At 71.5% G+C, this 18,650-nt stretch carries 19 protein-coding genes; 15 read left to right on the top strand and 4 right to left on the bottom strand.

Features of this window, described 5'->3' with window-relative positions:
* Positions 1-8: 8 nt before the first annotated feature.
* The 6 genes from BW41_RS18180 to BW41_RS18205 are packed head-to-tail and all read left to right on the top strand — an operon-like array spanning position 9 to position 7,562.
* On the top strand, positions 9-1,169 hold the full coding sequence (locus tag BW41_RS18180; RefSeq protein ID WP_037536346.1) for an ExeA family protein: 1,161 nt from the start codon (positions 9-11) through the stop codon (positions 1,167-1,169).
* Entirely contained in the window at positions 1,159-2,013 is an 855-nt protein-coding gene (locus tag BW41_RS18185) for an XrtA system polysaccharide deacetylase (protein ID WP_037536348.1), read from the top strand. The genes BW41_RS18180 and BW41_RS18185 overlap by 11 nt, the downstream gene beginning before the upstream one ends.
* On the top strand, positions 2,010-3,035 hold the full coding sequence (locus BW41_RS18190; RefSeq protein ID WP_037536350.1) for a FemAB family XrtA/PEP-CTERM system-associated protein: 1,026 nt from the start codon (positions 2,010-2,012) through the stop codon (positions 3,033-3,035). Before BW41_RS18185 ends, BW41_RS18190 begins: the two co-directional genes overlap by 4 nt.
* Entirely contained in the window at positions 3,035-4,180 is a 1,146-nt protein-coding gene (locus BW41_RS18195) for a TIGR03087 family PEP-CTERM/XrtA system glycosyltransferase (RefSeq protein ID WP_037536352.1), read from the top strand. The genes BW41_RS18190 and BW41_RS18195 overlap by 1 nt, the downstream gene beginning before the upstream one ends.
* The gene (gene xrtA, locus BW41_RS18200; RefSeq protein ID WP_051583670.1) at positions 4,177-5,676 is read left to right on the top strand and encodes an exosortase A; all 1,500 of its coding nucleotides are present in this window, start codon (positions 4,177-4,179) and stop codon (positions 5,674-5,676) included. The genes BW41_RS18195 and xrtA overlap by 4 nt, the downstream gene beginning before the upstream one ends.
* Entirely contained in the window at positions 5,676-7,562 is a 1,887-nt protein-coding gene (locus BW41_RS18205) for an XrtA/PEP-CTERM system amidotransferase (protein WP_037536358.1), read from the top strand. Before xrtA ends, BW41_RS18205 begins: the two co-directional genes overlap by 1 nt.
* Before the next feature lie 3 nt (positions 7,563-7,565).
* Here the strand turns inward: BW41_RS18205 and BW41_RS18210 are convergent, their stop codons facing one another.
* Positions 7,566-7,751, bottom strand: coding sequence for a hypothetical protein (locus BW41_RS18210; protein WP_037536360.1), 186 nt, complete (start codon positions 7,749-7,751; stop codon positions 7,566-7,568).
* Positions 7,751-8,176: an MAPEG family protein gene (locus tag BW41_RS18215; protein WP_037536495.1), complete on the bottom strand. Its 426-nt coding sequence runs from the start codon at positions 8,174-8,176 to the stop codon at positions 7,751-7,753. The genes BW41_RS18210 and BW41_RS18215 overlap by 1 nt, the downstream gene beginning before the upstream one ends.
* A 138-nt stretch (positions 8,177-8,314) precedes the next feature.
* On the opposite strand from BW41_RS18215, the gene BW41_RS18220 reads away from it, so the two are divergent.
* The 7 genes from BW41_RS18220 to BW41_RS18250 all read left to right on the top strand — a co-directional run bounded on the left by BW41_RS18220 (position 8,315) and on the right by BW41_RS18250 (position 15,238).
* The gene (locus BW41_RS18220; RefSeq protein ID WP_037536362.1) at positions 8,315-8,665 is read left to right on the top strand and encodes a response regulator; all 351 of its coding nucleotides are present in this window, start codon (positions 8,315-8,317) and stop codon (positions 8,663-8,665) included.
* Between the two features lie 180 nt (positions 8,666-8,845).
* A complete protein-coding gene (locus tag BW41_RS18225; RefSeq protein ID WP_037536364.1) occupies positions 8,846-9,613 on the top strand; it encodes an SDR family NAD(P)-dependent oxidoreductase in 768 nt (255 codons plus the stop codon).
* A gap of 6 nt (positions 9,614-9,619) precedes the next feature.
* The gene (locus BW41_RS18230) at positions 9,620-10,534 is read left to right on the top strand and encodes a glycosidase (RefSeq protein ID WP_037536366.1); all 915 of its coding nucleotides are present in this window, start codon (positions 9,620-9,622) and stop codon (positions 10,532-10,534) included.
* A 43-nt stretch (positions 10,535-10,577) separates the two neighbouring features.
* Positions 10,578-12,296 carry a dihydroxy-acid dehydratase gene (ilvD, locus tag BW41_RS18235; RefSeq protein WP_037536368.1) on the top strand — a complete coding sequence of 573 codons (1,719 nt, stop codon included), beginning with the start codon at positions 10,578-10,580 and terminating at the stop codon, positions 12,294-12,296.
* A complete protein-coding gene (locus BW41_RS18240) occupies positions 12,283-12,678 on the top strand; it encodes a hypothetical protein (RefSeq protein ID WP_037536370.1) in 396 nt (131 codons plus the stop codon). Before ilvD ends, BW41_RS18240 begins: the two co-directional genes overlap by 14 nt.
* Entirely contained in the window at positions 12,675-14,057 is a 1,383-nt protein-coding gene (locus BW41_RS18245) for an NAD(P)H-hydrate dehydratase (protein ID WP_037536371.1), read from the top strand. The genes BW41_RS18240 and BW41_RS18245 overlap by 4 nt, the downstream gene beginning before the upstream one ends.
* On the top strand, positions 14,054-15,238 hold the full coding sequence (locus BW41_RS18250) for a class I SAM-dependent RNA methyltransferase (protein ID WP_037536373.1): 1,185 nt from the start codon (positions 14,054-14,056) through the stop codon (positions 15,236-15,238). The genes BW41_RS18245 and BW41_RS18250 overlap by 4 nt, the downstream gene beginning before the upstream one ends.
* A gap of 450 nt (positions 15,239-15,688) precedes the next feature.
* Here the strand turns inward: BW41_RS18250 and truA are convergent, their stop codons facing one another.
* Together truA and fmt are read right to left on the bottom strand one after the other, a co-directional pair.
* The gene (truA, locus tag BW41_RS18255) at positions 15,689-16,426 is read right to left on the bottom strand and encodes a tRNA pseudouridine(38-40) synthase TruA (RefSeq protein WP_037536376.1); all 738 of its coding nucleotides are present in this window, start codon (positions 16,424-16,426) and stop codon (positions 15,689-15,691) included.
* Entirely contained in the window at positions 16,423-17,349 is a 927-nt protein-coding gene (fmt, locus tag BW41_RS18260; RefSeq protein WP_037536377.1) for a methionyl-tRNA formyltransferase, read from the bottom strand. The genes truA and fmt overlap by 4 nt, the downstream gene beginning before the upstream one ends.
* Positions 17,350-17,403: 54 nt before the next feature.
* Between fmt and recR the strand changes: the two genes are divergently transcribed.
* Positions 17,404-18,000 (top strand): recombination mediator RecR, encoded by a 597-nt coding sequence (gene recR, locus BW41_RS18265; RefSeq protein WP_037536379.1) that lies wholly within the window; start codon positions 17,404-17,406, stop codon positions 17,998-18,000.
* A gap of 68 nt (positions 18,001-18,068) precedes the next feature.
* Positions 18,069-18,587: a peptide deformylase gene (gene def / locus BW41_RS18270; RefSeq protein ID WP_037536381.1), complete on the top strand. Its 519-nt coding sequence runs from the start codon at positions 18,069-18,071 to the stop codon at positions 18,585-18,587.
* The last annotated feature ends 63 nt before the right edge of the window (positions 18,588-18,650 follow it).

An 18,650-nucleotide genomic window follows, 5' to 3' on the forward strand; every position in this document is an offset into this window, starting at 1 on the left:
CTCGGTCTATGTACGACGCGCATTTCGGATTATCGGGGCGGCCGTTCCAGCTGACGCCCGATGCGCGCTTCTGGTTCGAAACCGCCACGCACCGCAAGGCGATGGCCTATCTCGGCTATGGCCTCGCGCAGGGCGAGGGCTTCATCGTCGTCACCGGCGATATCGGCGCGGGCAAGACCACGCTGGTCGGCCATCTCACCGGCCAGATCGATCCGCAGGCGCTCAACGTCATCACCATCGTCTCGACCGCAGTGCCGGCGGACGATCTGCTGCGCATCGTTGCGACCGGTCTCGGCGTCGATCCGCATGGCCTCGCCAAGGCGCAACTGCTCACCGCGATCGAGCGCGGGCTGCATTCGGTGGCGCGATCGGGACGGCGAACGCTGCTGATCGTCGACGAGGCGCAGGCGCTGCCGGTCGATTCGCTCGAAGAGCTGCGCATGCTCTCCAACTTCCAGGCGGGCGGTCATGCGCTGCTGCAGATCCTGCTGCTCGGCCAGCCCGAGTTCCGCGAACGGCTGCACGGCTCCGACCGGCTCGAGCAATTGCGCCAGCGGATCATCGCCATCCACCATCTCGAGCCGATGGCGGCGGACGAGGTCGCCGATTATATCGCGCATCGGCTGTCGGTGGTCGGCTGGCAGGGCCGCCCCGATTTCGCCGCCGACGCCTTTGCCGCGCTGTACGAAGGATCGGGCGGCGTGCCGCGGCGGCTCAATCAGCTCGCCGGACGCGTCATGCTCCACGCCGCGGTCGAGGACCTCGACGTGATCGACGGGGCGATCGTGCGGCAGGTGGTCGGCGATCTCCACGACGACCTGCCGATGCTCGCGGCTGACACGGCGGCGGCACCGGCGGAGGCGCCCGCGCCGGCGCCCGCCGAAAGCTCGGTTCGCCGCTTCGTCCCGCGCGCCGCCCCCGATGCGGCCGAAGCCGGTGCCGCGCCCGAGCTGCCCGCTGCGGTCGCCGCCCGGCTCGCCGCGCTGGAGGCACGCGTCGCGCAGCAGGAAGGCGCCTTGCGGCGGGTGCTGACGCTGCTCGTCGACTGGGTCGAGGCGGACCGGCAGGAGACCGCCGCCGCCGCCTCGGTGATGGCGGCGGGCGCGGCCGAGATCCGCGAGGATCACGTTCCGATCCGTGCTCCGGCGGCGTGGGACCATGCCGCGTAGCGCCGTCCGCAACGGCCTGTCGGTCGACGTCGAGGAATGGTTCCAGGTCGGCGCGTTCGAGCGGGTGATCGACAAGGCCGACTGGGATAGGCTGCCGAGCCGCGTCGCCGACAATACCGGCGCGGTGCTCGACCTGTTCGCGGAGAGCGGCGTCAGGGCGACCTTCTTCACGCTCGGCTGGGTGGCGGCGCGTCACCCGGCGCTGATCCGGCGCATCGCCGAGGCCGGGCATGAGATCGCCAGCCACGGCTGGGATCACCAGCGCGTCTTCACGATGGACGCCGCGACCTTTCGCGCCGACCTCGCCCGCGCGCGCACCGCGCTGGAGGATGCCTCCGGCCAGCCGGTGACCGGCTATCGCGCGCCGAGCTTCTCGATCGACACGCGCAACCTGTGGGCGTTCAACGTACTTGCCGAGGCGGGCTATGCCTATTCGTCGAGCGTCGCCCCCGTCGCGCACGATCATTATGGCTGGCGCGACGCGCCGCGCTTCGCCTTCCGGCCGCTGTCCGATGCGCCGCTGATCGAACTGCCGGTGACGGTGGCGCGGATCGGCGGGCGGCATCTGGCGACCGGCGGCGGCTTCTTCCGGCTGCTGCCGGCCGCGCTGACCGATTATGCGGTGCGGCAGGTCAATGGCGAAGGCCATGCCGGCATCTTCTATTTCCATCCGTGGGAGGTCGATCCGGCGCAGCCGCGCGTCGCCGGCGCCCCGCTGCGATCGAAGGTGCGCCATTATTCGCGGCTCGGCGCGATGGCGGGCAAGTTGCGCGGGCTGATCGGACGCCATGACTGGGGCCGGGTCGATGCGGTCGTCGCGGCAGAGGCGGCACGGCTGTCGTGACCGTGCCGACGGTGCGCGAGGCCGATCTCGTCGATAGCCGCGACAGCGACGCGATCGACGCGTTCGTCCGGGCGCAGCCGCAGGCGACCCCGTTCCATCTGCCGGCGTGGAGCCGCAGCGTCGCGCGCGGCTGCGGTCAGCGCGCGCATTATCTCGTCGCGGAGCGGGGCGGGGCGATCGCCGGCGTGCTGCCGCTCACCGCGATGCGCTCGCCGCTGTTCGGCAAGGCACTGGTGTCGACCGGTTTCGGCGTCGACGGCGGGATATTGGGGGAGGGCGTCGAAGCGCTCGCTGCAACGGCCTGGACATTGGCGCAGCGTCTCGGCTGCCCCGGCGTCGAGCTGCGCGGCGGTCCGGCGCCGGACGGCTGGCAGACCGACGACACCTCCTATCTCGGTTTCGCCCGCGATCTCGCCGCCGACGACGAGGCCGAACTGCTCGCCGTGCCGCGCAAGCAGCGGGCCGAGGTGCGGCGCGCGCTCGGCAACGACCTGAACGTGGAGGCGGGCGGCGCCGCGCTGCTCGCCGACCATTACCGCGTCTATGGCGAGTCGGTGCGCAACCTCGGCACGCCGGTGTTCCCGGCCAGGCTGTTCCGCGCGGTGCTGGACGAGATGGATGCGGACATCCTCACCGTGCGCAGCGGCGCGCGTGCGGTGGCGAGCGTGCTCAGCCTCTATTTCGCCGGCACCGTCTTTCCCTATTGGGGCGGCGGCACCACCGCGGCGCGCGGCCTGCGCGCCAACGACCGCATGTATTTCGCGCTGATGAGCCACGCCCGCGCGCGCGGCTGCACCCGCTTCGACTTCGGGCGATCGAAGACGGGCACCGGGGCCGCGGCGTTCAAGAAGAATTGGGGCTTCTCCGGCGTGCCGCGCCTCTACGCCCGGCACAGCGAAGGGGCGGCGCGCGAGGTCAATCCGCTCAATCCCAAATATGCGCTGATGGTGAAGACGTGGCAGCGGCTGCCGCTGCCGGTCGCCAACCGGCTGGGGCCGTGGATTTCGCGCGGCCTCGGCTGATGGAGCTGCTGTTCCTGGCGCATCGCGTGCCGTTTCCGCCCGACCGCGGCGACCGCATCCGCAGCTACCACATCCTCCGCCATCTCGCCGCGCGCGCGCGCATCCACCTCGTCGCCTTCAGCGAAGGCGCGGGGGAGGTGGCGCCGCCCGAACTCGCCGGGCTCGCCAGCGTGACGCTGATCCCGCGCACCCGATCACAGGCGGTCGCGGCGCTGGCCGCGCTCGCCAAGGGGCTGCCGGTGTCGCTCACCGCCTTCGCCTCGGCCGGGATGCGGCGGGCGGTGGCGGCACGGCGCGCGGATGCGGTCTACTGCTTTTCGGGGCAGATGGCGCAATATCTGCCGGCGGGGGTGCCGGCGGTGATGGATTTCGTCGACGTCGATTCGGCGAAGTTCGCAGGGTTCGCCGAACAGGGTAGCCCGCCGATGCGCTGGATGATGCGGCGCGAAGCCCGACTGCTCGGCGCATTCGAGCGGAGGGTCGCCGCTCGCGTCGACGCCAGCCTGTTCGTCAGCGCGGCGGAGGCGGCGCTGTTCCGGGAGGGCGGCGCGACGGGCCGGATCGTTCCGGTCGAGAACGGCATCGACGCCGCCGCCTTCGCCCCCGCTGCCGTTACGGATGTCGCCGCCGAGGGCGCGTTGCTCGTCTTCACCGGCCAGATGGACTATCGCCCCAACGTCGAGGCGGTGAGGTGGTTCGCGCAGGATGTCCTCCCCGCGCTACGCCGCCGATACCCCACGTTGCGTCTCGCGATCGTCGGTCGCGCGCCGACCGCGGCGGTGCAGGCGCTGGCCTCGCCGGCGGTGATCGTCACCGGCGCGGTCGCCGACGTGCGGCCGTGGCTCGCCGCCGCCACCGTCTGCGTCGCGCCGTTGCGTCTGGCTCGCGGCATCCAGAACAAGGTGCTGGAGGCTATGGCGATGGCGCGCCCGGTCGTCGCCACCGCCGCCGCGGCCGAGGGGATCGATCACGCCGGCACCCTCCGCGTCGCCGACGATGCCGACGCCCAGGTCGCGGCGATCGCCGCGCTGCTCGACGATCCGGCGCAGGCGACAGGCCTGGGCGCCGCGGCGCGGGCGCGGGTCATCGAACGCTATGACTGGACCGCGCGGCTCGCCCCGCTCGACGCGCTGCTCGGATTGTGACGGCCGACAGAGCCCTTCGCTGGCGCCGGCATGCGATCGCACTGACGCTGACCGCGGCGGCGATCCTGCTGCTGTTCCGGGAGGACGTCGCCCGGCTGGTGACGATCTGGTGGACGAGCACGACCTTCGGCCACTGCCTGTTCATCGGGCCGGTGATCGCCTGGCTGGTCTGGCAGCGCCGCCCGGAGCTTGGCGCGCTCGCGCCGACCGCCTGGTGGCCGGGGCTCGCCCTCGTTGCCCTCGGCGGCGTCGGCTGGCTGATGGGGGAGGCGGGATCGGTCAGCTTCGCCCGCCAGTTCGGCCTCGTCGTCATGCTGCAGGGCACGGTGCTGACCCTGCTCGGGCCGCAGGTCGCGCGGGGGCTCGCCTTTCCGCTCGGCTATGCGCTGTTCCTGGTGCCGTTCGGCGAGGAATTGGAACCCGCGTTGCAGGCGGTGACGGTGCGGATGGTGATGCCGCTGCTGCATCTGTTCGGCGTGCCGGCCAGTTCCAACGGCGTGCTGATCCACGCCGGCCGTTACTTCTTCGAGGTGGCCGAAGCGTGCTCGGGCGCCAAATTCGTCATCGCCATGTTCGCCTTCGCGACGCTCGTCGCCGCGACGTGCTTCCGGTCGTGGCAGCGGCGCGGCTGGTTCCTGCCCGCGGCGCTGATCGTGCCGGTGCTCGCCAACGGCATCCGCGCCTTCGCCACCATCTATGCCGCGCATCTGACCAGCGTCGCGGCGGCGACGGGGTTCGACCATATCGTCTATGGTTGGCTGTTCTTCGGGCTGGTGATGGCGGCGGTGCTGGCGATCGGCTGGCGCTGGTTCGATCGCCCCCCCGATGCGCCGGCGTTCGATCCGGCGACGCTGCCGCCGGTGCGCGGGCACCGCATCGGCCTGCCGATCGCGGCGCTGCTGACGGTCGCGGTGGCCGCGGCCGGGCCGCTGTGGAGCGTGACGATCGCCCGCCGCGCGACGCCGCTGCCGGCGCGGATCGACCTGCCGCAGCTCGCCGGCTGGCGGCGCGCGCCACTCAGTCGCACCGCTCCGTGGCAGCCTTATTATCCCGGTGCCGACCATAGCCTGTTCGGTCGCTACGCCCGCCAGGGTGCCGCGGTCGACGTCGCGGTCGCGGTGTTCGCGTCGCAGGGAGAGGGGCATAAGATCGGCGCCTTCGGCACCGGCGTGCTGCGCGAGGAGGATCGCTGGGTCCGCGTGGCCGACGCGGCGCCGATCGCCGGTGGCGCTTCGATGCGGATCACCGCGGCCGGGCCGGTGGAGCGGATCGTCACGACATGGTACGTCGTCGGCGGAATGGTAACGTCGGATGAGCGCGTGGTGAAGATCGAGGCGATGAAGGCACGGCTGTTCGGCGGTTCGCAGCGCGCGATGGCGGTGCATCTCTCCGCCGAGGTGACGCCCGGCCGCGATGCGCGCGCTGATATCGCCGCGCTGGCGGCGGCGCTCGGCCCGATCGGCGACCTTGCCGATCGTATCGCAGGCGCACGCTGATGTGCGGCATCGCCGGCATCTTCCATCCCGAGACGCCCAAACCGGTCGATCCGTCGCGCGTCGCCGCGATGATCGCGGCGCAGGCGCATCGCGGTCCGGACGGCGAGGGCGTCTGGACGGCGCCGGGCGTCGGCCTCGGCCACCGGCGCCTGTCGATCATCGATCTCGAGGGGTCGCCGCAGCCGATGCGCTCCGGCGCGCTCGCCGTCACCTATAACGGGGAGATCTACAATTTCGCCGAGCTGCGCGCCGACCTGATCCGCCGCGGCGCGGTGTTCGTCACCGAGGGCGATACCGAGGTGCTGCTGCACGGCTGGCGCGCCTGGGGGCCGTCGCTGCTCGAACGGCTCAACGGCATGTTCGCCTTCGCATTGCACGATGCCGACACCGGCACGCTGTTCCTCGCCCGTGACCGGATGGGGGTGAAGCCGCTTCATTACGTCGAATTGTCCGACGGCAGCCTCGCCTTCGCCTCCGAACTCAAGGGCCTGCTCGCCCACCCCTTGCTCCGCCGCGTCCCCGACGTCACCGCGATCGAGGATTTCCTCGCGCTCGGCTATGTTCCGGACGATGCCTGCATGATCGCGGGCGTGCGCAAGCTGCCGGCCGGGCATTTTCTCCAGGTGCAGCGCTGGCAGGGCGTGCCGCGCCCGCGCCGCTGGTGGAGCCTCAGCTTCGCCGATCGCGCCACCGGTTCGGCCAAGGCGCTCGGCGAACAGTTGCTCGGCCATATGCGTGACGGCGTGCGCAGCCGCATGGTCGCCGACGTGCCGCTCGGCGCCTTCCTGTCGGGCGGGGTCGACAGTTCGGCGGTGGTCGCGCTGATGGCGGAGGCGAGCAAGGCGGCGGTGCGCACCTGCACGATCGGCTTCGACGAGGCGGGCCATGACGAGCGCGATCACGCCGCCGCCGTCGCCCGCCGCTTCGCCACCGATCACCATGCCCAGGTCGTCCGGCCGGACGATGCCGCGCTGATCGATACGCTCGTCCACCATTTCGACGAGCCGTTCGCCGATGCGAGCGCGCTGGCGACCTATCAGGTCGCGGCCTTGGCGCGCAGCCGTGTCACCGTCGCGCTGTCGGGCGACGGCGCCGACGAGATGCTCGCCGGCTATCGTCGCTATCGGTTCCAGGCGGCGGAGGAGCGGGTGCGCGGCCTGATGCCGGCCCGCTGGCGTCGCGCCGGCTTCGGCACGCTCGGCCGGCTCTATCCCAAGGCCGACTGGGCCCCGCGGCCGTTGCGCGCCAAGACGACCCTGCTCGCGCTCGCCGCGGATGGCGACGAGGCCTATGCGCGCGCGGTCGGCGTCACCACGCCCGAACAGCGGGCGCGGCTGCTCAGCCCGGCGGCGCGGCATGCGCTCGGCGGTCACCGGGCGGAGGACCGCTATATCGCCGCGATGCGCGCCGCCCCGGCGCGCGATGCGCTCGACCGCGCGCAATATGCCGACATGATGATCTGGCTGCCCGGCGACATCCTCACCAAGGTCGACCGGACCAGCATGGCGGTCGGGCTGGAAGCGCGCGAGCCGTTGCTCGATCATCGGCTCGTCGAATTTTGCGCGACGCTGCCGGTGGCGATGCGGCTGCATGGCGGCGAGGGCAAATGGCTGATGAAGCGCAGCCTGGAACGCTATCTGCCGCGCGACATTCTCTACCGGCCCAAGATGGGCTTCGTCACGCCGATCAGCGCCTGGTTCCGCAACGCCCTCGCCGACGAGGCGGAGGGGCTGGCGCGCTCGCGCATCCTCGTCGAGAGCGGCTGGCTCGACATGGCGGAGGTCGCGCGGATCGCCGCCGATCACCGCAGCGGCCGCGCCGATCATGGCCGGACCTTGTGGCAGCTGATGATGCTGGAGCGCAGCGCGCGGCGGCTGTTCGGCTGATCCCTAGCGCAACTTGGCGATCGACAGACCGTCCGCCTTCGCCCGCTCCTTGGTCGATTCTTCGCTGCGCTTGAGCGCCTTGGCGATCGCCTTCAGCGCCATGCCCTTCTTGGCGAGCAAGTGGAGCTTCTGGATCTCGTCCTGCGTCCACGGCTGGCGATGCCGCTCGAACACCTCACCCTTGGCCATCAGAACACCGCCATGGCGGCGTGGAGGGTGAGCGCGGCGAGCGCCAGCGTCGAAGCGAGGAACAGCATGAAGCGGGGCCATACCCGGTTGACCGTCGCTTGCACTAGCGAATGTAGCACGCGCAGCGCGACATAGGCCCAGGCGATCAGGGCGTTGACGCCATCGCCGGTGCCGCTGATCGCGATCACCGTCGCCACCGCATAGAAGAGCGTCGGCTGCTCGGTGAGGTGGTTGTAATTATGCGCCTTCCACTGGACGGACGGCGGCAGCGCGCGATCGGCGTCGGCGGCCTTGCTGCCGATCAGGCGGGTGATGTCGATCCCGGCCGCCTGCATCGCCGGCAGCCGCGTCGCGATCGTCCAGACCAGCATCACCAACGTCCAGGCGATCAGCGCCACCATGGGTTGCAGGATTTCGCTATGCATCGTCGCCCCTTCCGACTTGATCGGGAGCAGCTTAGCGCGGGCCGGGCGGCTGTCGAGCATCGCCGCCCGGCCCGCGGCGGGACCCGCCGGCGAAATCACCTGTTGGCAAGGCGGGACCGGCACGGGTAAGGGCCGATCATGGCTTCTCCTACGCAGATCCTCATCGTCGAGGACGAACCCTTGATCGCGATGATGCTCGAAGACTTCCTCGAAGTGCTCGACAAGACCTCGGCGGGGACGGTCGATACGGTCGCGGGCGCGCTGTCGCGGGTCGCGGACGGCGGCATCGATGCGGCGATCCTCGACGTCAATCTGCGCGGCGGCGAGAAGAGCACGCCGATCGCCGAAGCGCTCGCGGCGCGCGACATCCCCTTCATCTTCGCGACCGGCGGCAGCGACGACAGCGTCGACGCGCAGTTCCGCGACCGGCCGGTCCTGCAGAAGCCCTTCACCATGGACGGTGTCGCCAAGGCGCTCGACGCGCTGTGAGGCGAGGGGGCTCGGCCCCCGGTAACAATTGCCCGCTCCTCGCCCTGATCCTGTCCGTGGACGGGATCCGACCCGCGCGCCTGTCCCGGCGGCTACCCGTCGGATGACGCATTTGTCACCGGAACGATGCGCCCGTCGCCCGCATTGAGCCGCTGATGATGTGTCGAGAGGGGGACTGACGTGACCGATACGCCCATCGCGGTGGTGACCGGCGGCGAATCCGGAATCGGCGCGGCCTGCGTCGCCGCGCTTGCCAAGGCCGGCGCGCGCGTCGCCTTCACCTATTTCCGCGATGCCGCCGCCGCCGCGGCGGTGGTGCAGGCCGCCGGCGGCGAGGCGCAGGCCCATGCCGTCCAGTGCGACGTTTCCAGCGAGGAGGCGGTCGAATCATTGTTCGCCGAAACGGAACGCCGGTTCGGCACCGCCAGCTGGCTGGTCAACTCCGCCGGTCTCAACATGAGCGGCACGCGGCTCGTCGACATGAAGCTCGACCAGTTCGATCGCGTGCTGCGGTCGGACCTGTACGGCCCGTTCCTCACCTGCCGCCGCTTCGTCCGGGCGGCCGAGGCGGCCAAGGCGGGCGGCCGGATCGTCAACATCTCGTCGATCCACGAACGCGCGCCGCGCCCCGGCGGCGTCGACTATGATTCGGCCAAGGGCGGCCTCGCGCAGCTGACCGCGACGCTGGCGCTCGAACTGGCGCCGGCGCGGATCGCGGTCAACGGCGTCGCGCCGGGGATGATCCTGACGCCGATGAACCAGCATGCGGTCGAGGATGTCGACTATCGCGCCAAGCTGGAGGCGAACATCCCCTGGGGCCGCGCCGGCACCGCCGACGAGGTGGCGACGCTCGTCGCCTTCCTGCTCTCCCCCGCCGCCGATTATATCACCGGCACCACCGTGACGATCGACGGCGCCCTGTCGCTCGTCATCGCGCAGGGCGCCTGAGCGGCCATGCCGACCTATACGGTCGAGGCGCTCGACGCCGTCACCATCGCCGCCGGCTCGCCGCTCGACGGCATGGATCTGATGAGCCCGTTCGTCTGGCGCGAGGAGGGCCGCTATCGCATGCTCGTCCGCGGCGTGCCCGATCCGCTCGGCCCGACCGACCCGACCGGCCTGATCGCCAGCGGCTGGAGCGATGACGGTCTCGCCTTCACGCTCGATGCCGTGCTCGCGATCGCGCCGGGGGCGGACGCCGACGAGGCCGATGCCGGCGGCTGCGAGGACCCGACGGTGCTCGTCGACGCGGATGGCGGCTATGTCGTCTATTACACCGGTGTCGACGCGAAGCGGACGCAAGGCGTGTTGATCGCCGCGAGCGGCCCCTCGCTCGACCAGTTGGTCAAGCGCCGCGTCGCGCTCGCGGCCCCGGAGGGCGAGGGCAATATCAAGGAGGCGACGTTCGCGCAGACGCCCGCCGGCGACTGGCGGCTGTTCTACGAATATGCCGCCGCCGAGGAACGCGGCATCGGCGCGTCGCGGATCGGCATCGCGCAGGCCGCGCATCTCGGCGATCCGTGGACGTCGCTCGCCGACCCGTTTCCGATCCGCCCGGAATCCTGGGACAATTGGCATCTGTCGACCGGCCCGGTGTGTCAGCTGCCAGGCGCCGATCCGGTGATGTTCTACAATGGCGCCACGCTCGATGCACGCTGGCGGATCGGCTGGATCAGCTTCTCGCCCGACTTCGCCACCGTCACTGGCCGCGGCCTCGAACCGGTCGTCGTGCCGCCGCCGCCCGAGGATCGCGCCAAGACCGATATCGCCTTCGCCGCCTCGACCGTGATCGAGGACGGGATGATCTCGCTCTACTTTTCGCTGGAGGATCGCATTCTGCGGCGCGCGCGTATCCGATATTACGCGTAACAAGCTTGCGTTGGCGGGGCCTCTCGCGACATAGGGCGTCGCCATGACCCAGTTCGACAAGTCCCGCCTGCCCAGCCGCCACGTCTCCGTCGGTCCCGAACGCGCGCCCCATCGCAGCTATTATTATGCGATGGGCATCGGTGAGGAGGAGATCGCCCGCCCGTTCGTCGCGCTCGCCAGCGCCGGCAACAATTCGGCGCCGTGCAACACGACGCTCGATGCGCAGGCCGATGCGGCGCAGGCGGGCGTGGTGCAGGGGGGCGGCCTGCCGCGCCGCTTCAACACCATCACCGTCACCGACGGCATCGCCATGGGCCATCAGGGCATGAAGGCGAGCCTCGTCAGCCGCGAGGTCATCGCTGATTCGGTCGAGCTCAGCGTCCGCGGCCATTGCTACGACGCGCTGGTCGGCTTCGCCGGCTGCGACAAGTCGCTGCCCGGCATGATGATGGCGATGCTCCGCCTCAACATCCCGTCAATCTTCGTCTACGGCGGGTCGATCCTGCCCGGCCGCTTCCAGAACCGCGACGTCACCGTCGTTGACGTGTTCGAGGTGGTCGGCAAATATGCCGCCGGCGCCTGTCCGCTGTCCGAGGTGCACGAGCTCGAAAAGGTCGCCTGCCCCGGCCACGGCGCGTGCGGCGGCCAGTTCACCGCCAACACCATGGCCTGCGTCGGCGAGGCGATCGGGCTCAGCCTGCCCAACAGCAACATGACGCCGGCACCGTATAGCAGCCGCGAGCAGATCGCGATCGCCGCCGGGGCGCAGGTGATGGAACTGGTCGGGCGGCAGTTGCGCCCGCGCGACATCTGCACGCGCGCCGCCTTCGTCAACGCCGCGCGCGTCGTCGCCGCCACCGGCGGGTCGACCAATGCCGCGCTGCACCTGCCGGCGATGGCGAATGAGGCGGGCATCGACTTCGACCTGTTCGACGTCGCCGAAGCGTTCAAGTCGACCCCGTATATCGCCGATCTCAAGCCCGGCGGCCGCTATGTCGCCAAGGACATGTATGAGGCGGGCGGCGTCTATATGCTGATGAAGACGATGCTCGCCGGCGGTCTGCTCGACGGCGACTGCCTGACCGTCACCGGCAAGACGCTCGCCGAGAACATCGACCAGGTGACGTGGAATCCCGACCAGAAGGTGATCTACGACGTCAGGACGCCGATCACCCCGACCGGCGGGGTCGTCGGCCTGCGCGGCAGCCTCGCCCCGGACGGCGCGATCGTGAAGGTCGCCGGCATGCACCGCCTCCAGTTCGAAGGACCGGCGCGCTGCTTCGACCGCGAGGAGGACGCCTTCGCCGCGGTCGAGGCGCGCTCGATCGCCGAGGGCGAGGTGATCGTCATCCGCTACGAGGGGCCGAAGGGCGGCCCCGGCATGCGCGAGATGCTCTCGACCACCGCCGCGCTCTACGGCCTCGGCATGGGCGAGAAGGTCGCGCTGATCACCGACGGGCGTTTCTCTGGCGGCACGCGCGGCTTCTGCATCGGCCACGTCGGCCCCGAGGCGGCGGAAGGCGGCCCGATCGCGCTGGTCGAGGACGGCGATCCGATCCGCATCGATGCCGAGGCGGGGACGATCGCCCTGCTCGTCGCCGACGACGTGCTCGCCGCCCGCCGTACCGCCTGGACGCCGCGGGTGAACGATTACGGGTCGGGCGCATTGTGGCGCTATGCACAGAATGTCGGCCCGGCCTGGCAGGGCGCCGTCACCCATCCCGGCGCCAAGGCCGAAACGCACGTCTATGCGGATATCTGACCGCGGCGCGGCGGTGGCGGCTCTGCTGCTGCTCGCCGCCTGCGGGGACCGGACGACGGACGGCAACCGGCTGGCCGCGGTCGAATCGGAACAGGCTGCTGCTGCGGCGGACGCCGGCACCGTGCCGTGCGCGCGCGGCGGCGCGGCGCTTGCCTCGGTCTGCACCGTCGATCAGGTGGCGAGCGCGGACGGGCTGGTGCTCACCGTCCGTCATCCCGATGGCGGCTTCCACCGCCTGCTCGTCACCCGCGATGGCCGCGGTGTCGTCGCAGCCGACGGCGCGGAGGCGGCGCGGGTCACCATTCCGGCGTCCGGCCTGATCGACGTCGCGATCGGCGGCGACCATTATCGCTTGCCCGCAACGATCAAGCCGGCGCGATGATCGCCTGCGCCGGCCAGCCGATCCTCACCGCCGCGCAGACCCGCGCCGCCGAGGAGCGTGCGATCCGCGCCGGCCGTTCGGTCGAGGCGCTGATGCAGCGCGCGGGCGAGGGGATCGCCGCCGCGGCGCTGCGCTTCGCCGCCGGGCAGGCCATCCTCGTCGCCTGCGGACCGGGCAATAACGGCGGTGACGGATATGTCGCGGCGACCCTGCTCGCCGCCAAAGGGCAGCGCGTCCGCGTCGCCGCCTCCTCGCCGCCACGCACCGCGGCTGCGATGGCCGCGCGGGCGCGATGGGCCGGGCCGGTCGAGCCGCTGGAGACCGCCGCACCCGCCGCTCTGCTGATCGACGCCCTGTTCGGCACCGGCGCGCGGCCGCTAGATCCGGCGCAGGACGCGACGCTCGCCCGCCTTGCCGCCGCGGCCCGGCTGATCCTCGCCGTCGACCTGCCGAGCGGCAGCGACGCCGATACCGCCAGCGCGCCCGACTGGGCCGAGGCCCACCCCGCGACGCTGACACTGGCGCTCGGCGTGCTCAAGCCGGCTCACGTCCTACATCCTGCCGCCGCGGCGTGCGGCGCGGTGCGGCGGATCGATCTCGACCTTCTCGCCGATGAGACTGTTGCCGTCGCGTCCGCCCCGCAGCTGCCGGAGCCGGGCCCGACCTCGCACAAATATACCCGCGGCATGGTGGCGATCGTCACCGGCGCGATGGCGGGCGCGGCGCGGCTCGCCGGCATCGCCGCGTTGCGGAGCGGCGCCGGCTATGTCGCGCTCTACGGGGACGCCGGGCAGGGCGGCCCCGCCGCCATCGTCCACCGCGACTATGATGCGGAGGCGCTCGCCGAATCGAGGATCGGCTCGGTGCTGATCGGCCCGGGCCTCGGCCGTGATACGCAAGCGCGCGACCGCCTGACGGCGCTGCTCGCCGGCGACCGGCCGCTGGTGATCGACGGGGACGCGCTGCACCTCACCGACCCCGGGAGCCTGCGCGCGCGGCGCGCGCCGGTCGTGCTCACGCCGCACGCGGGCGAGTTCCAGGCGCTGTTCGGCACGCCCGCCGGCTCTTTGCTCGATCAGGCCCGTGCCGCCGCCGCAGCCGCGGGAGCGATCGTCGTGCTCAAGGGCGCGACGACGATCGTCGCCGACGCCGCCCGCTGCCGCGTCCATCCGCACGGCAATCCCTGGCTGTCGACCGCAGGAAGCGGCGACGTGCTCGCCGGGACGATCGCCGCGCAGCTCGCCCATCCGCACGCCGATCCGTTCGCGGCGGCCGACGCGGGCGTCTGGCTGCACGCGCGCGCCGCGGCGATCGCCGGCCGCAGCTTCCTCGCCGACGACTTGGCAAATGCGCTGACCGCGGCCAGAGCGACGGCATGACCTCGGACACCATCTTGCGCGTCGCGGCCCGCGGCGACGGCGTCACCGCCGACGGCCGCCACGCCGCCTTTGCCGCACCCGGCGATTCGCTGCACGCGGACGGCACCTTGAGCCACGGCCCGCATCACCAAATGCCGCCGTGCCGCCATTTCCCCGAATGCGGCGGCTGCCAGCTCCAGCATCTCGACGACGAGGCCTATGCCGCCTTCGTCACCGACCGGGTGGCGAGCGCGCTCGCCGGGCAGGAGCTCGCCGCCGATCTGCGTGCGCCGCTCGTCTCGCCGCCCGACACGCGCCGCCGCGCGACGCTGCACGCCGAGGCGAAGGGCGGTCGCATCCTGCTCGGCTTCACCGCCGAGAAGAGCCACGCCATCGTCGACCTGCGCGAATGCCATGTGCTCGCCCCGGCGCTGTTCGCGATCGTCGCGCCGTTGCGCGGCCTGCTCCAGTCGCTCGGCTTCCGCCGCCGCGGTGACGTCCATCTGACGCTCGCCGATCAGGGGCTCGACGTGATGGTGAGCAACCTCACCGCCGACGGGCTCGATGCGGCGGAGGCGATCACCGCCTTTTGCGAACGCCACGGCGTCGCGCGCTTCACGATCGACGGCGGCTATGGGCTGGAGACGCGGTGGGAGCCGCGGCCGGTGACGATCACGCTCGGCGGGCAGCCCGTGCCGCTGCCTCCGGCGAGCTTCCTCCAGGCGACGCAGGAGGGCGAGGCCGCGCTTGTAGCGGCGATGCGCGAGGCGACGCAGGGCGCAGGCACAATCGCCGATCTGTTCGCCGGGCTGGGCACCTTCTCGCTTGCGCTGCCGGCGCGCGTCTATGCCGCGGAGGGTGCGCGCGATGCGCTGGCGGCGCTGAAGGCGGCGGCGGGGCGCGCCCAGTTGCCGGTGTTCACCGAGCATCGCGACCTCTATCGCCGCCCGCTCACCGTCGCCGAGCTCGACCGGTTCGACGCGATCGTCATCGATCCGCCCCGCGCCGGCGCCCGCGACCAGGCCGAGGCGCTCGCCGCCTGTCAGGCGAAGGTGATCGGCTACGTCTCCTGCAACCCGTCGAGCTTCGCGCGCGACGCGCGGCTGCTCGTCGACGGCGGCTGGCGGATCGACTGGGTCCAGCCGGTCGGCCAGTTCCGCTGGTCCACCCACGTCGAGCTGGCGGCTCGCTTCGTGCGGTAGCGTCCGCGCGGACGACCGCTGTGCGGCGTGGGATTTGCCATCTTACGAAGACGCGAAGAGGTTGCGTTTAGTGTCGTCCGTATCGATCGGAAGACTATGCCTCCGGCGCGTTGATCAAATGGTTCGCGCCGAGGCGCAGAGGACGCAGAGCGGACGGGGCCGAGTCAGGCGGGCGGACCGCTCTACGGGAGCGACAATCTCCGCGCCTCCGCGTGACCCCGCTACTGCAAAATCAGAACGACACACCGCGATCGTAACGGCGTGATCGACCTCACCCGATCCCCATCATCTTCGCGTCTTCGCGAGAATATTTCACGCGGAGGCGCGGAGGCGCGGAGGCGCGGAGGCGCGGAGGCGCGGAGAGGGTGTGGTCGCGGCGGGTGTCTCGATCCTCACGGGATGAGATGGTCTGCCGTTCGCGAGCCATTCGGCGACCGCTATCGCCGCGCCTTAATACACCGCCGACATGAAGAAGAGCCCGTCCGGCGGGGCGTTGAGCCCGAGCCGGGCGCGATCCCGCGCGGCGAGCGCGTCCGCGACGTCGGCGACCGACCATCGCCCCATGCCGACCAGCGCCAGACAGCCGACCATCGAACGGACCTGATGATGGAGGAAGGAGCGCGCCGCCGCCTGCACCGCGACCCGCTCGCCGATCCGCGTCACCGACAGCCGGTCGAGCGTCCGCACCGGGCTGTCCGCTTGGCAATGCGCCGAGCGGAAGGTGGTGAAATCGTGCCGCCCGACCAGCAGCGCCGCCGCCGCCGCCATGGCGTCGCTGTCGAGCGGCTGCGGCACCTGCCACGCCAGTCCCGTTTCCCAGGTCAGCGGCGCCCGGCGATTGACGATGCGATATTCATAGGCGCGGCCGAGGCACGAGAAGCGCGCATGCCAATCGTCCGCCACCGCCTCACAGGCGAGCACTGCCACCGGCGCCGGCCGCAGCCGCGCGTTGAGCGCCTCCATCAGCCGGAACGGCGCGATCGGCTTGGCGATGTCGACGTGCGCGCGCATGCCGAGGCCGTGCACCCCGGCGTCGGTCCGCCCCGCGGCATGGACCGCGGCGCTCTCGCCGGTCACCGCGGTCACCGCCGCCTCCAGCGCCGCCTGCACGCTCGGCCCGTGCTTCTGTCGCTGCCAGCCCATGAAGGGGCGGCCGTCATATTCGACCGTCAGTGCGAACCGCGTCACGCAGCGGTGCCGCCCACCGTGGTACCGCTCGCCACCGGGAAGCCGCGCAGCAGCTCTGCGGTGCTCGTCACCGCGCGTCCGGCACGCTGCACCAGCGTCGGCCGGATCGCGCCGTCGCCGCAGGCGATCGTCAGGCCCGCATCGACCGTCGTGCCTTCGCCACCGGGGAAGCTGAACGGCAGCACCTCGGCGGCGAGCAGCTTGACCCGCTCACCCGCGATCTCGCACCAGGCGCCGGGCGCAGGGTGCATCGCGCGGATCAGCCGTTCGACCACGACGGCACTCTGGGTGAAGTCGATCCGCGCCTCCGCCTTGTCGATCTTGGCGGCATAAGTGACGCCCTCGGCGGGCTGGGCGACCGGCGGATGGGCATCGAGGTCGCCGAGCACCGTGACCATCAGCCGCGCGCCCAGCGCGGCGAGCTCGTCGGTCAGCGCGCCGGCGGTCTTGTGGTCGACGGGGACTCGCCCCTCCAGCCGCACCGGCCCGGTATCGAGCCCGGCTTCCATCTGCATGATGCCGACCCCGGTCTCGGCATCGCCGGCGAGGATCGCGCGCTGCACCGGCGCCGCGCCGCGCCAGCGGGGCAACAGCGACCCGTGCACGTTGAGGCAACCGTGGCGCGGCGCCGCCAGCACCGGCTTGGGCAGGATGAGGCCATAAGCGGCGACCACCGCGACATCGGCGTCGAGCGCGGCGAAGGCCGCCTGTTCGGCCGGGTCGCGCAGGCTGACCGGATGCCGCACCGCAATCCCCAGCGCCTCGGCGCGCTGCTGGACCGGCGAGGCGACCGTATCGCGCCCGCGTCGCCCGCCGGGACGCGGCGGCTGGCTGTAGGCTGCGACGACGTCGTGCCCGGCCGCCACCAGCGCGTCGAGCGTCGGCACCGCGAAGCCGGGAGTTCCCATGAAGATGATCCGCATGGCCCCGTCTTCAACGCGCTGGCGGGCGGGCGCGCAACCCCCTATCTGTTCTGCATGGCGTCTCCCGAAATCGAAGCCCTCACCCAGGCGCTGGCGCGGCTGCCCGGCCTCGGCCCGCGGTCGGCGCGGCGCGCGGTGCTCCACCTGCTCAAGAAGCGCGAGGCGGCGCTCGGGCCTTTGCGCGCCGCGCTGGAGGCGGTCGACGAGCGGCTGGAGACCTGCGCGACCTGCGGCAACGTCGATACCGCCAATCCGTGCGCGATCTGCGCCGATCCCCGCCGCGACGCACGCGCGCTCTGCGTCGTCGAGGAGGTCGCCGATCTCTGGGCGCTCGAACGTTCGCGGCTGTTTCCCGGCCGCTTCCATGTGCTCGGCGGCCGGCTGTCGGCGCTCGAAGGCGTACGGCCGGAGGATCTCGCGATCGACGCGCTGGTCGCCCGGATCGGCGCGGGCGGCATCGACGAGGTCGTGCTCGCGATGAACGCGACGCTCGAGGGGCAGACCACCGCCCATTATCTCGCCGACCGGATCGAGCAATTCCCGGTCCGCGTCACCCAGCTTGCGCACGGCCTGCCGGTCGGCGGCGAGCTCGACTATCTCGACGAGGGCACCCTCGCGCAGGCGCTGCGCGCACGGCGTCCGGTGGCCTGAACAGCGCCGCGGCAGCGCGGGCGCACGCCAATCTTGACGTGCCCCCGCCGCCCACCTAGCTCGACGGCATGGCAGTCCTCCCTATCGTCGAAGTACCCGATCCGCGCCTGCGCCTGATCTCCAAGCCGGTCGACGCGGTGACCGACGACACGCGCGCGTTCGTCGCGGACCTGATCGATACGATGTACGCCGCCAACGGCATCGGCCTCGCCGCGATCCAGGTCGGTGTCGACAGCCGCATCCTGGTCATCGATCTGCAGGACGAGAAGGACGCGGACGACAAGCCGATCAAGGCGCCGCACGCCTATATCAACCCGGAGATCCTGTCGGTCAGCGACGAGACGAGCAGCTACAACGAAGGCTGCCTGTCGATCCCCGAACAATATGCCGATGTAGCGCGTCCGGCGAGCTGCCGCGTCCGCTGGCTCGACGAGCAGGGGGAGAGCCATGAGGAAGAGCTCACCGGCCTCCTCTCGACCTGCATGCAGCATGAGATCGACCACCTCAACGGCGTGTTGTTCATCGATCATATCAGCCGGCTGAAGCGCGACATGGTGATGAAGAAGCTGGCGAAGATGCGACGCTGACGCACGAGGCCGGACGGGGCGGGGCCGTCCCGCCGCGGCGATCGTCGGCGCGTCACGGCGCGC

This window comes from Sphingomonas sp. RIT328 (assembly GCF_000632225.1).
GTDB lineage: Bacteria > Pseudomonadota > Alphaproteobacteria > Sphingomonadales > Sphingomonadaceae > Sphingomonas > Sphingomonas kyungheensis.